Genomic DNA, 20,797 nt, shown 5'->3' with positions numbered 1-20,797 from the left:
TTACGCTAACATCATTTGTGCTTTTTTGATTGCACTAAACAAGCGATCGATGTCAGCTCGCGTATTATATATTGAGAACGATGCCCGCGCGGTGCCTGGCACGCCTAGCCGTTTCATCAAAGGCTGTGCACAGTGATCGCCGGTACGGATCGCCACGCCTTGTTTATCGAGGATAAATCCAACATCCGCTGGATGAGTGCCCTCTAGCACAAAACTCATCACGCCAATTTTATTTTTCGCGGTACCGATTAAGCGCATACCCTCAATGGTACTCGCACATTCGGTGGCGTAGGTCAGCAAATCTTGCTCATGCGCTAAAATCACATCAGCATCGAACTGCTGTAACCAACGCAAAGCAGCGGCAAGACCGATAACGCCAGCGATATTGGGGGTGCCAGCTTCCAACCGATTGGGTAATTCACCCCAGGTCGCATCTTGATAGGTGACTGTGGCAATCATCTCGCCACCGACCAACCACACAGGCCAGTCTTGTAGTAATTCGTAACGGCCCCACAGCGCGCCAACACCGGTTGGACCAAATACTTTATGACCTGAGAATACGTAAAAGTCGCAGCCGATTGCCTGCACGTCAACGGCGCCATGAGCAACCCCTTGAGCCCCATCAACTAACACCAATGCGTCTACCGCCTTGGCGATTTGGGTCAGCTCTTGAACAGAATTAATGGTGCCCAACGCATTAGAAATATGCGGGAACGCCACAAACGCTGTGCGCTCAGTGACGAGACCTTTAAATGCCGTGATATCAAGTTCGCCTGTATCATTAATTGGAGCGACCTTAAGTGTGGCTCCTGCCTTTTTACAAGCTTGCTGCCAGGTGACAAGGTTGGCATGGTGTTCCATTTCGGTCACCACCACTTCATCATCGGCTTTTAAGCGCTGTGCAACGCCGTTAGCAATCAAATTAATGCCTTCGGTGGTGCCTGAAGTCCAAATGACCTCTTCGGTACGTGAAGCGTTGAGATATTGCGCAACCACTTGACGCGCTTCCTCATAACGACGCGTCGCTTTATCCGATAAAAAATGCGCGCCACGGTGAACATTCGAATTATAGGTCGAATAGTATTCAACCAATGCATCGATAACCGCCTGCGGCTTTTGCGTGGTCGCTGCGTTATCGAGATACACTAACGGCTGACCATTAGCTTGTTCTTGCAGCACCGGAAACTGGGCACGAATTTGCTCCACATTCAGGCTCATGAGCGCTCCATCATGTCTTCAAAGCGCTGCTTCAGAATAGGCTGTAACCATTCGGCTAACGCTTCATTTGGCATGTCGAAAACCATCTCTTGCACGAAACCAAAGTTGAGCATCACCAAGGCTTTTTGCTTATCAATACCACGCGTTAACAAGTAGTACAGTGCTTCTTCATCTATTTCTGCGACGGTTGCACCGTGAGCACATTGCACGTCATCGGCGTAGATTTCGAGCTCGGGCTTGGTATTAATTTGCGCTCCGCGCGATAGCAGTAGGTTGCGGTTATTCAGCTCTGCTAGTGTTTTTTGCGCATCGCGATGAATGTGGATACGACCGTTAAATACAGCTTTCGCTTTATCGCCGATGATGCCGCGCGCATTTTCTTCAGTGGTACCATTAGGCATCGCGTGCTCAATGGTACTGTGTAGATCAAAATGCTCTTTCGGTGCTAACAAGTACGCGTTATTAAATTTCGCGTGCGCATGCTCACCTGCGTGAATAATATCCACGTCTAAGCGCGTAAGTTGCGAACCATAGCCAATCAACGTGCTGTTTAAACGGCTTTTGTTCGCGAGCTTAAAGTGACTGCCGCCGACATGAATCGCTTCACCCTGATGCAGTGCAAAACGATAATGCTCTAAACGTGCATTATCAGCAATATCATACTCAGCAAAGGCGGTATTCAAGCTATGACCTGTACCACTTCCGTGCTCGATTACCGTTGCTTTAGCATTCTCGCCTAAGCGAACCAGTACACGTGTGTGCGACTCAACGTTGTCGGTTGCAAAGTTCACAACACGGATAGGGCGCTCAATGGTTGCATTAGGCGCTACGTCGATAACGATTCCCTGTGTCGCGAGTACGTCATTAACCAGCCCAAATAAATGATGGCTCGGTTTTACCTGAGTAAAGACTTGTTCAGCGGTATCCGACTTATCCCTCAACGAGCGAATGGCTAAGCCTTCAGGTAGGTCCAACGTCGCCAAATCGCTGGTTAAGCGTCCGTCAACAAATACTAAATCGAGTGCATCGAGTCCTGCAATCGCGGGAGCTTCTGCTTGCGCACTGCTCTCGGTAGACAACGACAGGTCTTCCACAGCGTGCAACGATGTGTATCGCCACGCTTCAGTGCGACGTCCAGGCCAAGATTGTTCTTTCAGCTTGGCCAGTGCCTCCGCACGTACTGGTGATAACCAATCATCAACGGCGGCGGCACGTTCAATTACGTGGGCTAACCATTGACTCATGCTTCTTCTCCCTCATCTGCTTGACCGAGCCAAGCGTAACCCGATGCTTCAACCTCTTTGGCAAGCTCTGGGCCGCCACTCTTAACGATTTTACCCTGTGCCAAAATATGCACGTAGTCGGGTTCGATGAAATCAAGTAGGCGCTGATAGTGAGTTACAACGATGAAGCTACGTTCGCCGTCACGTTGGCTATTGACGCCGTTAGCGACCACTTGTAATGCGTCAACGTCGAGTCCCGAGTCTGATTCATCGAGAATCGCCAACTTGGGCTCTAGCATGATTAACTGCATGATTTCATTGCGTTTCTTCTCACCGCCGGAAAAACCTTCGTTGACACCACGCTTGAGGAAATCGAGCGGCAAGTTGACTTGTTTGCACGCTTCTTTCGCTTTCTTCAAAAACTCCGCCGAACTCAGTTCGTCTTCGCCACGCGCTTTACGCATTGCGTTAACAGACTCTTTCATGAACTCCATGTTGCTCACGCCAGGAATCTCGACAGGGTACTGAAATGCTAAGAAGAGACCTGCTTGGGCACGTTCTTCGACTTCCATCTCGAGCAGGTTTGCGCCTTTGAAGGTCACCTCACCTTGTTCCACTTCATAGCCATCACGACCCGACAATACGTAGCCTAATGTACTTTTACCAGCACCGTTGGGGCCCATGATTGCGTGCACTTCACCTGGTTTAATCTCTAAATTAAGCCCTTTGATAATGGTTTTTTCTTCGACGCGTGCATGTAGATCTTTGATCGTAAGCATTTATTACCCCACTGAACCTTCAAGACTGATTTCAAGCAACTTACCGGCTTCCACGGCGAACTCCATCGGAAGCTCGCGGAATACTTCTTTACAGAAGCCATTCACAATCATTGAGACTGCTTTTTCAGGGTCAAGGCCTCGTTGCTGACATAAAAAGAGTTGGTCATCGCTGACCTTAGATGTTGTTGCTTCGTGTTCAACAATCGCACTCGGATTGCTGCTTTCGATATACGGGAATGTATGCGCGCCGCACTTATCGCCAATGAGTAGCGAGTCACATTCAGTGAAGTTTCGTGCGCCTTCGGCACCTGGACCCATCCGTACCAAACCACGATAAGCATTGTTACTGTAGCCTGCTGAAATACCCTTAGAGATGATGGTCGACTTGGTGTTTTTACCCAAGTGAATCATCTTAGTGCCGGTATCGGCTTGTTGTTTGCCGCGAGTGAGCGCCACTGAATAGAATTCACCGACACTGTTATCACCTTTAAGGATACAACTTGGATATTTCCACGTGACAGCAGAACCTGTTTCAACTTGCGTCCAAGAGATCTTGGCATTTTTCTCGCACAGACCACGCTTGGTAACGAAGTTGTAGATGCCGCCTTTACCGTTTTCATCGCCTGGATACCAGTTTTGTACCGTTGAATATTTGATTTCGGCATCGTCTAAGGCGACCAGCTCTACTACTGCAGCGTGCAACTGATTCTCGTCGCGTTGCGGTGCCGTGCAACCTTCGAGGTAGCTCACATAACTGCCTTCTTCGGCAACGATCAACGTACGTTCAAATTGACCTGTATTTTGCTCGTTGATGCGGAAATACGTTGAGAGCTCCATCGGGCAACGAACGCCTTTCGGGATGTACACGAAGGAACCATCGGTAAATACGGCGCTGTTGAGTGCAGCGAAGTAGTTATCGCCACGCGGTACTACAGTGCCAAGATATTTTTTTACCAAGTCGGGATACTTGTGCAGTGCTTCGGAAATTGGGCAGAAGATAACACCGGCTTCCTCGAGTTTCTCGCGGAAGGTGGTGACCACGGAAACAGAATCAAACACAGCATCAACGGCCACGCCCGCAAGCATCTCTTGCTCATGCAAAGGAATCCCGAGTTTTTCATAGGTACGCAATAACTCAGGGTCTACTTCGTCCAATGATTTCGGTTTGTCTTTCATCGACTTAGGCGCTGAGTAATAGGAAATATCTTGATAGTCGATCTTTGGATAATCCACGTGCGCCCACTCGGGCTCAGTTAGTTTGAGCCAAGTTCGGTAGGCTTTTAATCGCCACTCAAGCATCCACTCAGGTTCACCTTTAATGGCCGACAGGCGGCGGATGACGTCCTCATCCAACCCTGCGGGAAAGGTTTCTGATTCGACTTCTGAGACAAAGCCCGCATCGTATTTCCGTGCGAGTGCCTGATCAATTTGTTCGCTCATGCTTACCACCTTGCTGAACTTAAGATACCTTTATTATAAAATACCCGAGTAAAACACTCAACTTTAAACCGCCGTTCGGGCGCGTATTATATGCTTTTTTAATGCACAAGTCTTTGCTGGGATCAGTGGATGATCGTGAAAGGATCGATTGTGGTGAGAGAAGACACAAAAAAGCCGGCGAAAGTGCCGGCTTTGTTTCGATATTTTAAATAAGTTACTTATTGATATCCGTTAAGCGTAGATATGGACGCAGTGTTTCATAGCCTTGCGGAAATTTCTTCTGAGCGTCTTCTTCCGATACCGTCGGACGGATAATCACGCGGTCGCCAGGCACCCAATCAGCGGGGCATGCGACTTCTTGTGAGTCAGTGGTCTGTAATGCGTCGATGACACGCAGAATTTCCGCAAAATTACGGCCTACCGTCATCGGGTAAGTCATGGTTAGACGAATTTTCTGCTCAGGATCGATAATAAATACTGAACGAACTGTTGCTGTTTGGCTTTCACCAGGATGGATCATATCGTAAAGTTCAGCCACTTTACGCTCTTGGTCTGCAACGATAGGAAACTCCAACAAGGTGTTTTGTGTATCGTTGACGTCGTTAATCCAGCCGTTATGGGCCTCAACTGTATCGGTTGAGAGGCCAAGAGGCTTGACGTTGCGCTTGGCAAATTCAGGCGCAAGCTGTGACGTGCGACCCATTTCGGTCGTACACACTGGAGTGTAGTCCGCCGGATGACTGAAGAAGAATACCCAAGAGCCTTTTGCCCAATCGTGAAAATCGATTTTGCCTTGGGTGGTTTCAATCTCAAAATTTGGAGCTTTATCGCCAATTCGTAAACCCATCTCTATTCTCCTTACGTTAAATGGTGCATTCACTACAAATATCGTTGATCGGTAGTTGTGCAAAGCTATTGGCCAGCAATGTTCGCGCAGTTTGTTGGCAGTAATAGCGACGTGTCACATGTGTGTGTGAGCGTAAACGCCCTTTAAGTACATTATTACCGACATCGGTCAATAACGGATTGTTGGGATCCGCAGATGGTCCTGATGCGCGTGCTTTCAGTTCGTCAGGTAATGATAGTACAGGCACAGTGGCAGATAACTGAGCGGCCATAAAAAAAGCAATTGAATAACGCTCGACACCTTGCTTTGGACTTTCAACTTTGTGATTAGTTGCCTTTAAAAAGCCATTAGATGCAAGTTCTAGTAGTTCACCAATATTAACCACGAAGGCACCGGGAATAGGCGCCACATCAACCCACTGAGCGTCATGCTCTACTTTGAGCCCGCTTTGGGCATCTTGCATGACCAATGTTAGGTAACCTGGGTCCTTGTGCGCTCCCACACCTTGTTGCGGATTTTGCTGACCAGGATAGCGTATGAGCTTGGCATGGGTGTATGGTTGCGTACCAATGGTATGGTCCAACGCATTAGCATCAACCCCTAGCGATAAACATAATTTCTGCAACAGGTTTACGGTGATATCACTTAATCGGTGTTGCAGTGTTGTCAGAGTCGGTTTTAACGCCGGCATACTGGTTGGCCATAGATTAGGCCCAATCAGCTTTTGCCAAGGTTGCGACAATGCAGATTCAGGAATTGCCTGTTCTTCGTTCATCCAGTCAAACTGCTCACGCGCATCGAGTCGACCCGCAGTCATCTCACTGCCCATCGCGTTATAGCCACGAAAATGCGGTGAGTGAATCATATCGACTGCCTGTTTGTGTTGCGCAGAGAGTTGAAAAAACTCACGGCTTAGCCGCAAATAGTTTTGCTGACTCTCGTGACTGATACCGTGATCAACTAAATAAAAGAATCCTACATCGCTTGCCGCGCGCCGGAGTTGGGCTAAACCGGCTGCAGATTCGAGCTGAGTCATTGATATGATAGGTAAAGTGGCTGCAGTCATAAGCGCCTCCCTGAAACTTGATGACGCTCAATATATGACGCACGGTATACTTTATAAACTAACGAATGTTTCTATATTAGATTGAAACGCTATATTCGCTGCTATATTCTGCTTAAGTGAATACCAAATAAAATAGTTATCAGTAAAAGGAACGAGCGTTCTGATGTATACCTCGCCAAAGCCACCTGAATCGCTGTACGTGAAAAAGCTATTGTCGATGATTGAAGCGACGCAGGCTGGCACGTGGGAGTGGAACGTACAAACCGGCGAATGCCGCTTTAACGAGCGTTGGGCAGAGATTATCGGTTATCAACTGGATGAGCTGACACCGAGTATCGACAGTTGGCTCCAACACTCGCATCCAGAAGACCTCGTTTTATCCAATCAGCGACTTGAAGAGCACTTTGCAGGTCGCTCGCCATTTTATGAGTGTGAAGCGCGAATGCGCCACAAGGATGGGCATTGGGTTTGGGTTCGTGATTCGGGACGGTGTGAAACGTGGACTGCCGATGGTAAGCCTGAGTGGGTCATAGGAAGCCATATTGAAATTACCCACCTGGTTGAGTTGCGTCATCGCTTTTCGACGATTGCTTCGTTAATTCCAGGTGTCGTTTATGAGTTTCAGCAGTTCGAAGATGGTCGGACACGGTTCCCATACGCCAGCGCAGGCATTAAAGAAATTTACGGTGTCGACCCCGAGCACGTCATCGAGGATGCATCAGCCGTGTTTGAAACGCTTCACCCTGATGATATGCCTCACATTATGGAAACTATCGCACAATCGCGTGCCAATATGAGCGACTGGGTCTGTGAATACCGCGTGGTTGTCAATGGCAAGGAGCGTTGGGTATTTGGCCACGCTCGACCGGTGTATAAAACGAACGATTCGATTAGCTGGTACGGCATGATTGTCGATATTTCTGAGCGCAAAATGATGGAGCTTGAGCTCGAGCGCAGTCGGCGTAATTTAAAACAAGCGCAAGCATTAACTAAACTCGGTCACTGGGAAGCCAACCTGAATAATAGAACAATCTACTGGTCAGATATGATCTATACCATCTTAGGTTGGCGCGAAAAGCCAGACAGTGGCGACTTTCACTTTTTTCGAGACAGAACCCACCCCGATGACCTCGATCAAATTATAATAGCCGAACGTGAATTAAAACCGGGCCACACTGTCGATATTCAGCATCGCGTTCAACACATGGATGGACACTATTTGTGGGTGAGGCAGATCGTGGAAATGGAAGCTAACGGTGAAATGGTTTTAGGCACACTAAGGGATATTACCGAAGAAAAAGAACTCGAGTTGAGACTGAAAGAACAAGCAGAACGTGACCCACTCACCGGCGCTTATAATCGACGCTTCTTTACCGAGGCTTTAGAAACGCTGGTGTATCGAAGTGAGCGCTATGAAGAATCCTTGGCGATCGTCACGTTTGATATCGATCATTTTAAGCGAATTAATGATAACTTTGGTCACGAAGCAGGTGACCGTGTATTAATTGAGCTGGTGCAGACGCTCGGCCGACTGGTACGAGAAAGCGATATCTTTGCGCGTACTGGCGGTGAGGAGTTTTCGCTGTTGTTACCCAATCAGACGTTGCAACAAGCAACTCATACGGCTGAGCGATTCCGCGCCGCTTTAGAGGCGTTAGTGATTCGATCTGAGGGCAATGAAATTAAAATTACAGCGTCGTTTGGCGTTGCCATTCATCGCAACGGCGCGACGCATAATGAAGTACTGCGCCACGCTGACAAAGCGCTGTACGCCGCTAAAAGTTGCGGACGTAACTGTGTGATGAGTTAAGCTACACGGGGTTTGAGTTGTTTGATGCTCGCCTGACTATTAAGCCATGAAGGTACGTCTAATAGCTCCCAGTCGCCATTTTCGTGTTCAACGATAGCGCTACAGGAATCTTGCCAGTCACCGGTATTTAAATAATGCGTATTATTAAAATGACGATCGGCGGGTACATGGATATGTCCGCATATGACACCGTCATAACCCTTACGCTCAGCGTAGGCGGTGGCAGCAAGTTGGTAACGGTGAACATATTTCAATGCTTGCGAAGAACGCGACTTCACTGCTTTGGCTAAGCTCCAATAGACGTAACCCTTGCGAGAGCGCCAACGATTAAAGCGACGGTTAATTTTAAGCAAGCCCTCATAGATGGTATCACCAACCCAATTGAGCAGGCGATGGCCTCGTACTTGATTATCAAACTGATCACCGTGCATTACAATGTAGCGGCTACCGTTAAGTGCCCAGTAATCATAGGTATTGGTCAGTTGGATATTAACGATGCCCTTATCAAACGGGTAGTCATCGAGCAGTTGGCGTAAACCGCCATCGTGATTGCCGGTAATATAAACAACCTGCACGCCTTCTTGCGCCTGCTTGAGCAGTTTGCGAATCACTTTAATATGCGATTCATCTAATCCTTGGCCTTTGCTACGAATCGCCCATAAATCAATAATATCACCCACTAAAACTAGCTTCTTAAAGCGAACATGCTTTAAAAACTCGAGCAGCAGCTCACAATGACTGGTGGATGAACCTAGGTGAATATCAGAAAGAAACAGCGTGTTGACCGATGGCTTGTGTTTGCTCATGTTCAGCCTCCCGATGATGAACGCTGAAAAAATAGCCCGTAAAGATGACAACCCGTTTAATAGCTCATGACAAATCTGTGAATAAAATAGACCGTTCAGCTCTGGCTGTGTAAAATCTGGTGCGTTTTATGAACTGATTTGTAAGGTAAGAGAGACTATTATGGGCCGCGCCTATCAAAACCGAAAAGAATCCATTGCAAAAACAGCGACCGCAAAGAGCCGCGTATACAGTCGCTTTGGTCGCGAAATTTATGTCTGTGCAAAACAAAGTGGGCCCGACCCTGATGCGAATTTGGCATTGCGGAGCTTGATTGATCGCGCCAAAAAGGAGCAGGTCCCGTCTCACGTGATTGATAAAGCGCTTGATAAAGCGCAGGGTGGTGCGGGTGAGGACTTCTCACCGGCTCGCTACGAGGGATATGGCCCCAGTAACTGTATGGTTATTGTCGAGTGTCTTACGGATAATCCGAACCGCACGTTTGGTGAGGTGCGCAATTGCTTCACTAAAAGCAAATGTAAGATCGGCGAACAGGGCAGTGTCATGCACTCGTTTGAACATTGTGCGATTTTTGCGTTCAAGCATGATAACGAAGATGACGTACTCGAGGCATTGATGGACGCTGATGTCGATGTAGGCGACGTGGAGTTTGATGACGGTGTTGTTACCGTGTTCGCTCCGCATACTGAGTATGCAGCTGCGCGGCAGGCATTAACCGCAGCCTTTGCGGATATTGACTTTGATACGGACGAAATTCAATTTGTCCCCCATGTCACCACCGCAATTGCGGAAGATGATATGCCGATGTTTGAGCGTTTGATGGATATGCTTAACGACTGTGATGATGTGCAAAACATCTATCACAATGCTGAGGTATAGAAGACTCTGTTGATACAGGTCAAGCCTCGCTGATCTCAAACTCGTTATGCTTCATGGGTCATCTAAAAGTAGGAGTGACTCATGAAGCGTTTAACTTCCGCCGTTGCACTTGCAACACTGTTCGCCGCATCGTTTGCCCAAGCGCAAGACTTCTCAATTAATGTGGGTGCTATTTCAGTGATTCCTGATGATAGTAGCAGCTCATTAAACACGGTAGAGCAAGTAGCTGGACTACCTGCTAATTCAACCGGTGTCGCCGTAAACACCAACACCCAACTCGGTCTCACTTTTGACTATCAGTGGGAAAATGGTTGGGGGCTTGAATTGGTGGCAGCGACGCCGTTCTCTCACGATATTTACGGTTCGGGCACTTTGAGCGGCTTATCTATCGGTAAGACCAAACATTTACCGCCAACGTTATTTGTTCAATATCATTGGGATACGGGTGTTCAAGGACTTGAGCCCTTTGTTGGCTTAGGTGTTAACTACACCACGTTTTTCGATGATCAGGCATCGAGCGAGCTAACCCAAACGTTACAAACACTCGGCGTAGCGAGCGCTGATGACTCCGTAGATTTGGCGTTATCCAATTCTTGGGGCGCGGCAATACAAGCGGGTGTGAACTGGCAGATCTCAGAGCGTTGGGGTGCGCAGTTAATGGTGAGCCATATCGACATTGATACTACAGCGTCAGTTCGTTTAAACGGCAGTACAATTGAGCAGACGGATGTAGCAATTGACCCCTACGTGGCGATGATTGCTCTACGTTATACCTTCTAGTTGTCATTTTACTGTCATACTGTAATCGCTTGGTCGCGCTATTCTGTATATTAAATAGATAAGCGGCCAGGCGTTTTTGTATGAAGTTCTATTTTAAAGAGTTGAGTTGGCTTTCGTTTAACGAGCGCGTGCTTCAAGAAGCCAATGACGAGGAAGTGCCCGTTATTGAACGAGTAAGATTCCTCGGTATATTTTCCTCTAACATGGACGAGTTTTTTCAGGTCCGTGTCGCCGATGTGCGCCGACGAATTTTCTTTGCACAAACCGATGCACAGCGAAAAGACAGCGAGCGATTACTGCATCTCATCCAACAAAAAGTAGTGCAGTTACAGGAACAGTTCGAGCTGATTCACCGTAAAGTGATAAAAGCGTTGCGGGCTGAAAACATTATTTGGGCTTCGGGTGAGCAGGTTACAGAAGACGAAAAGGCAGGCTTACGGGAATATTTTGATAACAAAATAAAGCCGCAAATTGTGCCTATCCTCATCAATGATACGACCGATTTGGTTAAAGTCATAAACGAAGATAAAACTTACTTATTGGCGCAATTGCAACAGTCAGGTCAACGTAAGTACGCTGCGGTGCAAATCCCCTCTCATGAATTATCGCGTTTTGTTATTTTGCCTAAAAAGCGTGATAGCAAGCTACGTAAAGTACTATTCCTTGATGATGTTGTATTACTCAATTTGGCCAGCCTATTTAAAGGTATCGTGCCGTTTCAGTCTATTATTGCCTTTTCTTTCAAAATGACGCGTGATGCAGAGTACCGTCCCTCTGATGATATTGAGCAGAGCTTACTTGAACGTATGGAAGAAGGCTTAAAACAGCGGGAAAAAGCCGACCCGGTAAGGCTTGTGTATGATCGGGCAATGCCGATTCACATGTTGAACCTGTTGAGTAAGAAACTACATCTTAATCAGTACGATGCCATGGTTGCGGGCGGGCGCTATCGCAATACGAAAGACTTTTTAAGCTTTAAAAACTTAGGCGGTAAAAAGCTCGAGCATCCACCAATTCCTGCACTCAAGCATCCTCGTTTTGAGTTGGCGGATAATGTATTTGATGCGATTAAGCGTAACGACATTTTGCTCTATTATCCGTATCACCGGTTTGCCCACTTTACTGAGGTGATCCGGCAGTCCTGTTATGACCCCCATGTATTAAAAATTCATATGTGTATTTACCGTGTCGCGCCTAATTCTCGGATTATTCATTCATTGATGGATGCGGTGCAAAACGGAAAGAAAGTCACCGTGATGGTGGAGTTGCAAGCGCGCTTTGATGAAGAGGCGAATATAGAATGGGCGAAGGAGCTGACTGAATCCGGTGTGAAAGTGATTTTCGGTCTACAAGGACTCAAGGTTCATTCGAAGTTATTGTTGATACATCGGCAGGAGGAGCATGCTATTCGTCGTTATGGTGTTATTGGGACGGGGAATTTTCATGAAAAAACAGCAAAACTCTATACCGACTTTAGCTTATTTACGTGTCACCCTGAAATCTGCTCAGATATTGAGAATGTGTTTAACTACCTTGAGCAACCGTATCGTTTTTACCCGTGGCATCAGTTACTAGTGGCGCCTAATAATTTGCGTACGCGAATTAATGAACTCATTGAGCGGGAAATTAATCATGCGAAAAATGGTAGACCTGCGGAAATTTTCCTAAAGCTGAACAATCTGGTTGATAATGCGCTGATCGTACAACTATACCGAGCGAGTCGTGCAGGCGTAAAAATTCGTTGCATTGTGCGCGGAATGTGTACGTTACGACCCAATGTACCTCAGCTCAGCGAAAATATCGAAGTGATCAGTATTATTGATCGGTTTTTAGAGCATGCGCGTGTGTATATCTTTGGCAATGATGGTGATACAAAGGTCTTTATTTCGTCGGCTGATTTGATGACACGTAACGTTGATCATCGGGTTGAGGTCGCATGCCCAATATACGATCACGCTGCACAACAGGATATACTGGCTATTATGGATATGCAGTGGAACGACAATATCAAAGCGCGTCGTATCGATGCCGAACAAGTAAATGAATATGTCACGCCAGTGTCTGAGCGCGACCAGATCCCTCGTCGTAAGCGGTTAAGGTCACAACTAAAAATACATGAATACTTCAAACGAAGAACTTATGACTGAAACTACTCACTCTGATTGGTTGAAATCAGATAACCGTGAGCACTTGGCAGCGCTTGATTTGGGCTCTAACAGCTTTCACTTGATCATTGGTCGGGTAATTGAAGGACAAATACAACCGATACATAAGTTCAAGCAACGTGTGTCTTTGGCTGAAGGATTAGTGAATAAAGGCATTAGCGTTGAGGCATTTGAGCGTGGTTTAGATGCGCTGTCTCAATTTGCCATGCATTTGAGGGACTTCAGTCCGGAGCGGGTGCGTGTTGTGGCGACTCACACCTTACGTGAAGCAAACAATCGTAAAAAGTTTATTCATGCTGCACGACAGTTATTGCCGTTTCCGATCGAAGTCATTTCAGGTCGTGAAGAAGCCCGTCTTATCTATTTGGGCGTGGCGCAAGCGGTTCCGTTTCGTGGCGTACGGCTGATTATTGATATTGGCGGTGGTAGTACTGAATTTGCCGTCGGTCAGGGTGAGATACCCGAGATATTGCTATCAAAAAGTTTTGGTAGTTTAGTGGTTTCGGAGCGTTTTTTTGCGAAAGGCAAGATTACTGAAAAGCGCTTTCACAAAGCGATTCTTAGCGTTAAACAAGAGCTTGAGCCATTTAGTAAGCAGCTCAAGCGTGCTCACACAGAACAAGTGTTGGGCACTTCTGGTACCATCAAGGCGCTAGCCAAGTGGATTAACCCAAATGCCGATGGCGATTTAACGATAACACTGCACCAGTTGCATCAGTTGCGCGACAAGTTGCTGTCGTTAAAAAATGTAGCACAGATCGATCCGACAGAGGTCGAGGCACAACGGATACCGTCAATTGTCGGTGGGTTAGCGGTACTGATAGCCGTGTGTGAAGAACTTAATATTGACCGCTTAAGTCCAGTGGATGCGGCACTCCGTGAAGGCGTGTTATTTGAACTCGCAGAACAGGCGGTTTTTCACAAAGACATTCGTTATAAAACTATTCAAAGTATGGCTGCGCGCTATCAAGTGGATGATGCTCAAGCGCAACGAGTATGGGCTTCGGTCGAATGCATTTTGCAGGGACTCGGTAAAGCCTGGCAACTGAATACACCTGACATCAAACTTTTGCTCGCTGGCGCGAGTGGCTTGCATGAGGTGGGCATGAACATAAGCTCAAGCGGTATTCAAAAGCACTCGGGCTATATTCTCTCGAACGCTTATATGCCAGGCTTTAGCTCAGATGAGCAGCGCGTGCTCGCCTTGTTGTGTCGCTATTTCCGTAAGAAGATTATTGTCGATGACTTGTCCGAATTTGCTCAGTTTGACCACCTTACCGTTGCTCGCATGATTGTGGTGGTTCGATTGGCGGTATTACTCAACGCGAGTCGACAGACGCATAACGTGTTGCACTCGGTCAAGTTAAAAGGCTCGACATTATTATTGAAGCTACAAGGACCGTTGGCAAAAAGCGCGATACTGGAAGCGGATATCGCTCGCGAGAATAAATATTTAAGTGTGCTCGGGTATCAGTTGAGCACTGACTAATGCCGCTTTGGTTCATGGGGCAGATCAAGTCTTTAGGCAAGACTTGATCCTGATCAACTCATTAGCGTCATAAATTAGATAACGTGCATTCAGAAATGCTACCAGTAGGGTAGTTATGTAAGCCAATTTTCGGAGGGCTTGTGCACGCACTCGTTTCAGTCACCAAACCAATCCAACTTTTCTTTAATGGCCTGCGTTTCAGGAATAAATTTATTGTCACCGGCAGCTTGTTGTTTTTGCCTGTTATCGTGCTCAGTTTATTAATGATGTGGGACTCTTACCAACGCCAGCAAGCGGCGCTTAATGGTCATGCGATCGATGTGAGTGATCCCACACAAGTTATTTTATGGAATGCGGTTATGCTCGCTGGCATGGTTTTGGTACAACTCATTATCTTCACGGCCATGTATACCGGAATTAAACGCTCGCTGGGCGAGGCTAACCGAATATCAAGCGCATTGGCCAATGGCGATCTTAATAATACCGCACAACTTAAGGGCAGTGACGAACTGGCGTGGCTAACTGAGCGACTTAACACAATCTCTGTTGAGACAAGTTACTCGGTTCACGCAATTCGCACAGCCAGCGATGGTTTGAATCGACTCGGTACCGCTAATTATGATGCCAATAAAGCGTTAGCAGAGAAAACTAAGCAACAAGCCGATACGATGTATCAAGTTTCTTCTGCCGCTGAACAAATGACCGCTGCCATCAATGAAGTGTCTGAATCGACTCAAAGAGCGGCTACCAGCGCTCATGAAAGCCTTAATGCAGCGAGTAGTGGGCGGGAGCGCGTACAGCAATTAGCAAAACACAACATCACTTTGAGTGAGGAGATCTTGCACTCGCAATCGGTGATAAATAGTCTGTCTGAAGATAGCAAAGCCATTGGCACTATCTTGACGACCATCAATGACATTGCTGAACAAACCAATTTACTTGCGCTTAACGCGGCCATAGAGGCAGCGCGAGCGGGCGAGACAGGACGTGGCTTTGCGGTAGTCGCTGATGAAGTGCGTAAGCTTGCTCATCGAGTACAAACATCAACGGGCGAGATCCAAAGTGTGGTGGAACGTTTGGAGCAAAACACCCAACAAGCGGTGAGTAGTCTTAACAATAATGCGCAGCAAGCAGAGCGAGCGAAACTCTCCGCCGAAGAGGCTGAGGCGGCGCTCGATACCATCGTAACCTTTACTCATCAAATTACTGACCTTAATACTCAAGTGGCCTCTGCCACCGAGCAACAGGCGATGACTACCACGACCATTAAAGAAGCGATTACCACGGCAACCGATGCAGCGAAAGAAGTTGATAGCTATTCACAACATGCACTTGAAAGTGCAGCGCAGCTAACGACGCTTGGCGGTGAGATTCAATCGTTAGGTGATCGCTATTCAGTCGACGCCCAGATAATCGAGTCGCGTCTGGCGCAGCAAGAAAAGCTCATTGAATGGTCACCACAGTTTGATGTTGGTATTGAGGAGATTAACCGTCAGCACCAGCGGTTGATTTACATTGCTAATGAGTTGTACCGAATACAGCAGCGAGGTGGCGACCGCCAGGCGGTCGAACGGCTGTTGAGCTCGTTGATTAACTACACTGCGACTCATTTTAGTTACGAAGAATTGTTGATGGAGCGCCACGACTACCCCGACCTGGATGCACATAAACACAAGCATCAGCAGTTGGTGCAGCAAGTCGTTGATTTTCGGAGTCGTATCGAGCGGGGCGACCAAGTGGTAGGTGAGTTGCTCGAATTTGTGAAGCGTTGGCTATTGCAGCACATTCAGCACAGTGACAAAGCCTATCAAGCCCATCTGAATGACCGAGGGGTTCATTAACCCCTCGTCAATCTATCTACGTGGTTAAAAAGCGCTGATGCCTGTTTGACCACGGCCCAATATCAGCGCATGCACATCATGGGTACCCTCGTAGGTGTTAACTGACTCGAGGTTCATAACATGCCTTATCACGTGATACTCATCGGAAATACCATTGCCGCCGTGCATATCACGCGATTGACGAGCGATATCCAGCGCTTTACCACAATTATTACGTTTAATAAGCGATATAGCCGTTGGATTAAGTGCGTCTAAATCGAGTTGACGACCCGCTTGGAGCGCTGCGAGTAAGCCCAAGCTTATCTCCGTTTGCATGTCAGCTAATTTCTTTTGAATCAGCTGATTGGCGGCCAGCGGACGCCCAAACTGCTCACGGTCCAAGGTGTATTGACGTGCTGCATGCCAACAAAACTCGGCAGCACCCATGGCTCCCCAAGCGATACCGTATCGCGCCTTGTTGAGGCAACTGAACGGCCCCTTAAGACCGCTCACGTTGGGGAGTCGTTGCTCCTCGCTGACTTCAACATCATCCATTACAATCTCACCGGTAATCGATGCGCGTAATGAAAACTTACCTTCAATTTCGGGCGTGGATAAGCCCTTCATGCCGCGTTCTAAAATGAAGCCGACAATATCGCCGTCGCATTTAGCCCAGACAACAAACACATCAGCGATAGGTGAGTTAGTTATCCACATCTTTGAACCCGTGATGCGGTAACCGGCCTCGGTTTTTATCGCTTTAGTTCGCATACTTGCGGGATCAGAGCCCGCGTCGGGTTCAGTGAGGCCAAAACTACCGACCCATTCACCGGTTGCCAATTTGGGTAGGTATTTTTGACGTTGCTTTTCGCTGCCGAATGCGTGAATAGGGTGCATGACTAAAGATGATTGAACACTCATCGCACTGCGGTAACCGCTATCGACGCGCTCGATTTCCCGTGCGATTAAGCCATAACTGACGTGATTTACACCGGCACCGCCGTATGCTTCTGGAATGGTCGCGCCGAGTAAGCCTAACTGCCCGAGCTCTTGCATGATTTCACGGTCAAAGCGTTCTTCGCGAAATGCAGATTGGACGCGGGGCATCAGCTTAGCTTGGGCGTATTGATGAGCTGTTTTTTGTATTAACAGCTCTTCTTCAGTCAGTTGGTGGCGTAGGTTAAGTGGATCTGACCAATCAAACGCAGGTTGCGGCATGATACCTCTCTTAAATTTTAGCTCGCCATCTGTTTAAGTTCAGCTGGCGCTTGGATAAATAAAATCGACTGTTTGGTGTCGATAATATCCTTTTGTTTTAGCGAGGAAAACACGCGACTCACAGTTTCTACAGCTAAACCAAGATAGTTAGCAATGTCAGTGCGTGTCATGGGAAGTTTGAACTCATGACGCGAGAAACCGTGTTCATATAAATGATCAGATAGACCCATAATAAAGGACGCCACACGTTGCTCAGCCGTGGTGTTAACCACGTTTAGATAGTGCGTATTGCGTTGGCCAATACGGTGACTGAGGAGTCTGAGTAGGTTTTTATCAACACCTGTGAAGTTTTGTGCGAACAATCGATTTAGCTTTATTTCGCACAGCATTGAGGTTTCCATTGCCTCACAGTAGGTTACAGCAGCACCGTTGGAAATAGACTCCATGCCAATGATATCACCGGTTAAATGGAAACTGGTGATTTGTTGTTTACCCTCGCTATCGATGGTGTAGCATTTCACCGAACCACTCTTAACTGCAAATAATGAATTGAGTGGCTGGTCAGGGCTGTAAACCATGTCACGTTTGCTATAAACGTGCGGTTCACGGCTACTTTTGTCCAATTTATCAATCTCACTTGAGACAAGACCCGCAGGTACACAGATAGACTGCATACTGCATTGGTTACATTGAATTGGATTTCTCATACCTGACTCGCTTCGACGGTGATTCATGCGGCACATCTGACGTCCCCTTAACACCTGATGGTGTTGATATAGATCAGTATTAATCGTGATGCAGAGCGTAGCAAATGCCTGCTTTGCAAAACTTGATCTAGATCAAGCTGGTTATAAATTATCCGCTATCTTTATATTACACGAGAATACCGCATTTGATGAGTATTTAAATACTCATCGAAACTGCTAGCAATTGTCCTTACCAGAAGCTTACCTGCCGAGGTGATCATTAATTGATCTGCGGTGAGTTTGACTAAGCCGTCGTCAATGAAGGGTTGTAAGCGTTTGATCTCTTCATCAAAGTAACAAGCAAAGTTATCAATTGACCATTGTGTAGTGAAGGCATGAAGGTTAACTTTAAACTCACACAGTAACTTTTTAATTAAATCGCCGCGAATCTTATCCTCGAACGTTGAGTGATAGCCTTTGACAATAGGCAGTTGCTGCTTAACAAGCGCATCGTAATAATCTTTTAAGCCCTTTTCATTTTGCCAAAAATGACCGTCGATGTGAGAGATTGAAGATACGCCGAGTCCCAACACTGCGCTTTGATCTTGAGTGACATAGCCTTGAAAATTGCGGGTCAGAGTGCCCTCGCGCTGAGCGATGGCAAGCGAATCTGTTGGCTTAGCAAAGTGGTCCATGCCAATAAATTGATAATCGAGCCCAGTTAGATGCTCAATGGCTTGCTTGAACAAGGCGAGCTTTTGCTCAGCCTTGGGTAGCCAACTCGTTTTAATTTTTCGTTGCGCCGCAAAGCGCTCCGGTAAATGCGCATAATTAAAGAGCGATACACGATCGGGATTCAAACGCTCGACTAGCGCAAGCGTGTGAGCAAACCGAGTTTCGGTTTGTAGCGGCAGACCATAAATGAGATCAAAGCTAATAGACTCAAAGCCGAGAGAACGCGCATGACTGACTTGCTCTGCTACGAGCTCGAAGGACTGAGTGCGATGAATTGCGACTTGAACGTCGTTATCGAAATCTTGAATACCAAAACTTAAGCGATTAAAGCCTAAAGCACGTAATACACTGAGTTTTTCATTATCACATTGACGTGGATCGACCTCGATACTTAGCTCCTTGATGTTTTGATTCGAACTGACATCTTTGAGCAAAGCCATCAAACGTCTCAGTTGAGCTGTATTTAAAAATGTCGGTGTGCCGCCCCCGAGGTGGACGCTCGCAATATGCTTGTTAACTAATACATTACGGTAGAGCTCTAACTCCGTGCCTAGTGCATCTAGATATTCATCGGCTTTATACTGATGGCGAGTAATAATCTTGTTGCAACCGCAGTAATAGCAAAGCGAGGCGCAGAAAGGTAAATGGATATAGAGCGAAATCGGCTTTTTATAATCCGCAACAACCTTTTGACAAGTGATTGTGTCGACCTGTTCATGGAAGCTTAAAGCCGTTGGATATGAAGTATATCTGGGCCCGTGAATATTGTACTTTTTCAGCCAGTTCCAGTCCCACTGCTGCATGTTAAACCTCCGATTATCGTGATACGGCGGAAGTTTAGCAGTTAAGCACGCTCGGTATGTTTTAGCTTTTGACTTGAATCAAGGGGGGCTTAAAAACGCTCAGTGATTACTTTTGGGCTCTTCATATTCATCTAAACATGCCAGCCATACCGCGACAATTAGCAAGATACTTCCTACGGTGATTCGAAGCCACAATGGTAACGGAACCAACCAAGAAATCAGATAGCCACTCGCCATCATGATAATCGCGATAATTTTATTGCGGCGACGTATTTGTCGATGTTCGCGCCAAGCAATCAGATCGGGACCGTATTTAGGGTGGTTTAATAACCATGTTTCGAGTTGCGGCCATCCTTTACTTGCGGCCCATAACGCGACGATTAGGAAAGGAACGGTTGGCATGACCGGTAGTGCAAGACCGATAATGCCAAGCATAACAAATAGAACGGCAATACAACGCCAAATTGTGATATACATCCACTTCATGAATACGACCCAAGCGCTATGGTCGCTCGAGTGTACGCAAATCTAAAGGGCTTCACCAGCTTTCACTATCACAAAAACCGAATTGATAGCGGATAATTTTTGATAACACCCTCTTTAGCGTTCATCGCCCCGAGAATAACAAAAATGATCGAGAGTATGCCGAGAATAAATAACGGTATAAACGATAAGCCAAAGGTAATAAAACCGAGTAAAAATAGCACGATTGAGTATATTAAAGCGCTTAAAAGCCAATTAAAAATGATTCGGCCATGGGCATCAATGTATGAGTCCTCGCGCTTGAGGATCCACATTACAATGGGCACTAAAAGGCCTATGACGGGTAATACAAAGCTACAAAATTGTGCAAGGTGCATGAAGAACGCATAGGTTTTTTCATCTTCAGTGAGCTTACGCAACCCGTCAAACTCCGACTTAGACCCAAGCTCACTTTCATTATTAAGTTTCTCGCGCTGTCGGTTGTACTCATCCTCCGAGATACTGCCCTCTTCCTTTAACTGATTGAGTACCCGTAATTTTTCGTAATCCATG

At 46.9% G+C, this 20,797-nt stretch carries 18 protein-coding genes; 6 read left to right on the top strand and 12 right to left on the bottom strand.

All coding sequences use genetic code 11. The features are described 5' to 3' along the window. The 6 genes from B2X00_RS09270 to B2X00_RS09245 all read right to left on the bottom strand — a co-directional run bounded on the left by B2X00_RS09270 (position 1) and on the right by B2X00_RS09245 (position 6,573). On the bottom strand, positions 1–1,218 hold the full coding sequence (locus B2X00_RS09270) for an aminotransferase class V-fold PLP-dependent enzyme (RefSeq protein WP_290487276.1): 1,218 nt from the start codon (positions 1,216–1,218) through the stop codon (positions 1–3). Further along, positions 1,215–2,462, bottom strand: coding sequence for a Fe-S cluster assembly protein SufD (sufD, locus tag B2X00_RS09265; RefSeq protein WP_290487275.1), 1,248 nt, complete (start codon positions 2,460–2,462; stop codon positions 1,215–1,217). Before sufD ends, B2X00_RS09270 begins: the two co-directional genes overlap by 4 nt. Next, on the bottom strand, positions 2,459–3,220 hold the full coding sequence (sufC, locus tag B2X00_RS09260; RefSeq protein ID WP_290487274.1) for a Fe-S cluster assembly ATPase SufC: 762 nt from the start codon (positions 3,218–3,220) through the stop codon (positions 2,459–2,461). The genes sufD and sufC overlap by 4 nt, the downstream gene beginning before the upstream one ends. 3 nt (positions 3,221–3,223) lie before the next feature. Continuing rightward, positions 3,224–4,660: a Fe-S cluster assembly protein SufB gene (sufB, locus tag B2X00_RS09255; protein WP_290487273.1), complete on the bottom strand. Its 1,437-nt coding sequence runs from the start codon at positions 4,658–4,660 to the stop codon at positions 3,224–3,226. Positions 4,661–4,874: 214 nt separating this feature from the next. Further along, the gene (locus tag B2X00_RS09250) at positions 4,875–5,507 is read right to left on the bottom strand and encodes a peroxiredoxin (RefSeq protein WP_071462900.1); all 633 of its coding nucleotides are present in this window, start codon (positions 5,505–5,507) and stop codon (positions 4,875–4,877) included. A gap of 16 nt (positions 5,508–5,523) precedes the next feature. Then, on the bottom strand, positions 5,524–6,573 hold the full coding sequence (locus B2X00_RS09245) for an isopenicillin N synthase family dioxygenase (RefSeq protein WP_290487272.1): 1,050 nt from the start codon (positions 6,571–6,573) through the stop codon (positions 5,524–5,526). Positions 6,574–6,736: 163 nt separating this feature from the next. On the opposite strand from B2X00_RS09245, the gene B2X00_RS09240 reads away from it, so the two are divergent. Further along, positions 6,737–8,383 carry a sensor domain-containing diguanylate cyclase gene (locus B2X00_RS09240; RefSeq protein ID WP_290487271.1) on the top strand — a complete coding sequence of 549 codons (1,647 nt, stop codon included), beginning with the start codon at positions 6,737–6,739 and terminating at the stop codon, positions 8,381–8,383. Here the strand turns inward: B2X00_RS09240 and B2X00_RS09235 are convergent. Further along, positions 8,380–9,189: a UDP-2,3-diacylglucosamine diphosphatase gene (locus B2X00_RS09235; protein WP_290487270.1), complete on the bottom strand. Its 810-nt coding sequence runs from the start codon at positions 9,187–9,189 to the stop codon at positions 8,380–8,382. The genes B2X00_RS09240 and B2X00_RS09235 overlap by 4 nt on opposite strands. Positions 9,190–9,349: 160 nt before the next feature. Here B2X00_RS09235 and B2X00_RS09230 point away from each other — a divergent pair, with 160 nt between their 5' ends. From B2X00_RS09230 to B2X00_RS09210, 5 genes are all read left to right on the top strand, one after another. Further along, positions 9,350–10,066, top strand: a complete 717-nt coding sequence (locus tag B2X00_RS09230) for a YebC/PmpR family DNA-binding transcriptional regulator (protein ID WP_290487269.1) — start codon at positions 9,350–9,352, stop codon at positions 10,064–10,066. An 81-nt stretch (positions 10,067–10,147) separates the two neighbouring features. Beyond that, positions 10,148–10,846, top strand: a complete 699-nt coding sequence (locus B2X00_RS09225; protein WP_290487268.1) for an OmpW/AlkL family protein — start codon at positions 10,148–10,150, stop codon at positions 10,844–10,846. Positions 10,847–10,926: 80 nt separating this feature from the next. Beyond that, positions 10,927–12,993 (top strand): polyphosphate kinase 1, encoded by a 2,067-nt coding sequence (ppk1, locus tag B2X00_RS09220; RefSeq protein WP_290487267.1) that lies wholly within the window; start codon positions 10,927–10,929, stop codon positions 12,991–12,993. Then, entirely contained in the window at positions 12,986–14,500 is a 1,515-nt protein-coding gene (locus B2X00_RS09215; protein ID WP_290487266.1) for an exopolyphosphatase, read from the top strand. Before ppk1 ends, B2X00_RS09215 begins: the two co-directional genes overlap by 8 nt. A 140-nt stretch (positions 14,501–14,640) precedes the next feature. Then, the gene (locus B2X00_RS09210; protein ID WP_290487265.1) at positions 14,641–16,341 is read left to right on the top strand and encodes a bacteriohemerythrin; all 1,701 of its coding nucleotides are present in this window, start codon (positions 14,641–14,643) and stop codon (positions 16,339–16,341) included. 24 nt (positions 16,342–16,365) lie between these two features. Here B2X00_RS09210 and B2X00_RS09205 read toward each other — a convergent pair whose 3' ends face one another. The 5 genes from B2X00_RS09205 to B2X00_RS09185 all read right to left on the bottom strand — a co-directional run bounded on the left by B2X00_RS09205 (position 16,366) and on the right by B2X00_RS09185 (position 20,796). Next, entirely contained in the window at positions 16,366–17,538 is a 1,173-nt protein-coding gene (locus B2X00_RS09205) for an acyl-CoA dehydrogenase (RefSeq protein ID WP_290487264.1), read from the bottom strand. 17 nt (positions 17,539–17,555) lie between these two features. Then, positions 17,556–18,245 (bottom strand): helix-turn-helix domain-containing protein, encoded by a 690-nt coding sequence (locus B2X00_RS09200; protein WP_253183604.1) that lies wholly within the window; start codon positions 18,243–18,245, stop codon positions 17,556–17,558. Between the two features lie 161 nt (positions 18,246–18,406). Further along, positions 18,407–19,762, bottom strand: a complete 1,356-nt coding sequence (gene hemN, locus B2X00_RS09195) for an oxygen-independent coproporphyrinogen III oxidase (RefSeq protein ID WP_290487263.1) — start codon at positions 19,760–19,762, stop codon at positions 18,407–18,409. A gap of 99 nt (positions 19,763–19,861) precedes the next feature. Continuing rightward, positions 19,862–20,248, bottom strand: a complete 387-nt coding sequence (locus B2X00_RS09190) for a YbaN family protein (RefSeq protein ID WP_290487262.1) — start codon at positions 20,246–20,248, stop codon at positions 19,862–19,864. A 68-nt stretch (positions 20,249–20,316) separates the two neighbouring features. After that, on the bottom strand, positions 20,317–20,796 hold the full coding sequence (locus B2X00_RS09185; protein ID WP_290487261.1) for a DUF4870 domain-containing protein: 480 nt from the start codon (positions 20,794–20,796) through the stop codon (positions 20,317–20,319). Between the last annotated feature and the right edge of the window lies 1 nt (position 20,797).

This window comes from Idiomarina sp. UBA3162 (assembly GCF_002364475.1).
Lineage (GTDB): Bacteria > Pseudomonadota > Gammaproteobacteria > Enterobacterales > Alteromonadaceae > Idiomarina.
Note: the sequence above shows the minus strand (reverse complement) of the source record. Positions and strands in the feature narration are given on the sequence as shown.

Bases quoted from the DNA above. Each gene is read 5' to 3' on its own strand.
- B2X00_RS09270 (WP_290487276.1), bottom strand. From the start codon at position 1,218: ATGAGCCTGAATGTGGAGCAAATTCGTGCCCAGTTTCCGGTGCTGCAA.
- sufD (WP_290487275.1), bottom strand. From the start codon at position 2,462: ATGAGTCAATGGTTAGCCCACGTAATTGAACGTGCCGCCGCCGTTGAT.
- sufC (WP_290487274.1), bottom strand. From the start codon at position 3,220: ATGCTTACGATCAAAGATCTACATGCACGCGTCGAAGAAAAAACCATT.
- sufB (WP_290487273.1), bottom strand. From the start codon at position 4,660: ATGAGCGAACAAATTGATCAGGCACTCGCACGGAAATACGATGCGGGC.
- B2X00_RS09250 (WP_071462900.1), bottom strand. From the start codon at position 5,507: ATGGGTTTACGAATTGGCGATAAAGCTCCAAATTTTGAGATTGAAACC.
- B2X00_RS09245 (WP_290487272.1), bottom strand. From the start codon at position 6,573: ATGACTGCAGCCACTTTACCTATCATATCAATGACTCAGCTCGAATCT.
- B2X00_RS09240 (WP_290487271.1), top strand. From the start codon at position 6,737: ATGTATACCTCGCCAAAGCCACCTGAATCGCTGTACGTGAAAAAGCTA.
- B2X00_RS09235 (WP_290487270.1), bottom strand. From the start codon at position 9,189: ATGAGCAAACACAAGCCATCGGTCAACACGCTGTTTCTTTCTGATATT.
- B2X00_RS09230 (WP_290487269.1), top strand. From the start codon at position 9,350: ATGGGCCGCGCCTATCAAAACCGAAAAGAATCCATTGCAAAAACAGCG.
- B2X00_RS09225 (WP_290487268.1), top strand. From the start codon at position 10,148: ATGAAGCGTTTAACTTCCGCCGTTGCACTTGCAACACTGTTCGCCGCA.
- ppk1 (WP_290487267.1), top strand. From the start codon at position 10,927: ATGAAGTTCTATTTTAAAGAGTTGAGTTGGCTTTCGTTTAACGAGCGC.
- B2X00_RS09215 (WP_290487266.1), top strand. From the start codon at position 12,986: ATGACTGAAACTACTCACTCTGATTGGTTGAAATCAGATAACCGTGAG.
- B2X00_RS09205 (WP_290487264.1), bottom strand. From the start codon at position 17,538: ATGCCGCAACCTGCGTTTGATTGGTCAGATCCACTTAACCTACGCCAC.
- B2X00_RS09200 (WP_253183604.1), bottom strand. From the start codon at position 18,245: ATGAGAAATCCAATTCAATGTAACCAATGCAGTATGCAGTCTATCTGT.
- hemN (WP_290487263.1), bottom strand. From the start codon at position 19,762: ATGCAGCAGTGGGACTGGAACTGGCTGAAAAAGTACAATATTCACGGG.
- B2X00_RS09190 (WP_290487262.1), bottom strand. From the start codon at position 20,248: ATGAAGTGGATGTATATCACAATTTGGCGTTGTATTGCCGTTCTATTT.
- B2X00_RS09185 (WP_290487261.1), bottom strand. From the start codon at position 20,796: ATGGATTACGAAAAATTACGGGTACTCAATCAGTTAAAGGAAGAGGGC.